Consider the following 1921-nt stretch of genomic DNA (forward strand, 5'->3'; position numbering starts at 1 on the left):
GGTTCTACTAGTGCACAGGTGTTTTACGGGACATTCCTTGCAAGATGGCGTTCGGTATTTCTTGAATTGATAACCGCTTTGTTCTGTTCTCCCACTTTTTTTATGCCATCTTCCTGTAGTTTTTAAAGTTGCTCCTTGGGGACAAGTGTAAGTGTCATCGGCTTTATTGTAGGTGAACTTGGCTACCAAATAATCCAGCTGCGTGACGCTTTCTTTGCTTTTGCCTGGCGTAGGATGGGCCACAATGGTGATGATGTTATGCTTTATGCATTGGGCAATTTCCCTTCCATTATGGTAGCCTTTATCTACCAAAGCGGTGAAAGTATCTACACCCAAATTTTCTTTTGCCTCGAGCGCAATAGCACTTAAGGCGTTAAGATCGTTGCGATTTATCGTATGAGTAGCTACCACTAAATTGTGCTTATTATCCACTGCTGCTTGCATATTGTAGCTTATCTCAACTACTACTCCTTGAACCAAAAGGGCGCGTGCGTCTTGATCAGTAGTGCTTATTTGCGGCTGTTCACTGGCTTTGAGTTTTGCTGCCAGAATTTCATAGTGTAGTTTATTCTTTTTTAAGCGTTCTATTTTCTCTTGGATTTTAGTTACTGTGATACTACTATCTTCTAAATCGTTTTGCTCTAATTGTGTCAAATATTCTTGGGTTCGCTCTTCGATATAAGCTAAATGTCTATCAATCTTTTTTTGATTGAAATTAGCTTTCTTGCTGTTGTGCGCTCTGATTTTAGTACCATCAATAGCGATAGTTTCACCCCCAATCATGTCGGCATCTTTAAGAAAAGAAACAAAGAGTTTGAATAGGTTTTTTAAGCCCGCTGGATTCTGTTTTCTAAAATCAGATATACTATGGTAGTTGGGTACAATTCCGCATAAAAGCCATTGCAATTCGATATTGCGAGTACACTCCTTTTCTAGCTTTCTGGAGCTTCTTAATCCATTGAGATAACCGTATAAATAGATCTTTAGAAAGACTTTAGTATCAAAGCTCGGGCGACCTTCCGTCTTTAACGTTTGAACAGAAAAACCTAAAGTGTGTAATGATAACGCTTCGACAAAAGCATCAATAAAACGGACGGGGTTTTCTGGTAAAATAGTATCTTCTAAACTTATAAAAACCAACTGATTGCGCGGAATTCCTGTGATGTGTTGCATCATTAAATATACAACTTTTCTGTCTAATAAGTAGATTATTTGTTTATATTTGATAAAGTTAAGCGTAGGTTTTTTCACAGACTGACGTTAGCAGAAATGGCCACAAAAATTACGTTGAACAAACAATTAAAATAAAAAAATATGACATTAGTAATCTCAATATTATTGATTTTCGCAATTATTCTCAAATTATTTACACCAAAAAAGCCGAATTATTTACTTGGTTATCAATTAGGAAGTGCAAAAAAAAGCGTCGAACATTGGAAGATTGCGAATAGATATGCTGCAAATTATATGATTATAATCTACACACTGGCTTTGGTAATATCTCTAATTTTTAATTATAGAAAGTATGACGGCGAAATTTGGATTTTAACAACACTTGTGATTGGGTTCATTCTTATGTATGTTGATATTGAAAAAAGATTGAAGAAAATAGATTAAGCCACTTCTGCTAACAGCCGTTACAAGAAATGGCGAATTTTGTAGTAAATTCACGTTTGCGTTTCGCAAGAAATATTATCTTAGCCGAAAGTACGCAGTTCCGAAGTTCGCCACTTCTTGTAGCGGCGGAACGTCAAACTGTCTAAAAACCCTCCCTCCTTTTAATTTACTTTTTGAATGATTTTTCATTCAAAGTATTTGATCGTGTGCCTGTCTTTTTGTACCTTTAAGTGTGATTTAAAGCAAATTATACTATTCTAAAAAGAGATTACATGAGTAAATTCATAATAGGAACCAACAGAAA

At 35.8% G+C, this 1921-nt stretch carries 2 protein-coding genes; one reads left to right on the forward strand and one right to left on the reverse strand.

Annotated elements, in window-relative coordinates:
* The coding region (locus tag A3SG_RS0118250) for an IS1182 family transposase (protein ID WP_232226436.1) at nucleotides 1–1176 on the reverse strand (1176 nt) is incomplete at its 3' end.
* A 138-nt stretch (nucleotides 1177–1314) separates the two neighbouring features.
* Between A3SG_RS0118250 and A3SG_RS0118255 the strand changes: the two genes are divergently transcribed.
* Nucleotides 1315–1617, forward strand: a complete 303-nt coding sequence (locus A3SG_RS0118255; protein ID WP_016991429.1) for an SdpI family protein — start codon at nucleotides 1315–1317, stop codon at nucleotides 1615–1617.
* The last annotated feature ends 304 nt before the right edge of the window (nucleotides 1618–1921 follow it).

The sequence above is a fragment of the Flavobacterium sp. ACAM 123 genome, assembly GCF_000264055.1.
Taxonomy (GTDB): domain Bacteria; phylum Bacteroidota; class Bacteroidia; order Flavobacteriales; family Flavobacteriaceae; genus Flavobacterium.

Excerpts from the sequence above, each read along its gene's own strand:
- A3SG_RS0118255 (WP_016991429.1), top strand. The coding sequence starts at position 1,315 with ATGACATTAGTAATCTCAATATTATTGATTTTCGCAATTATTCTCAAA.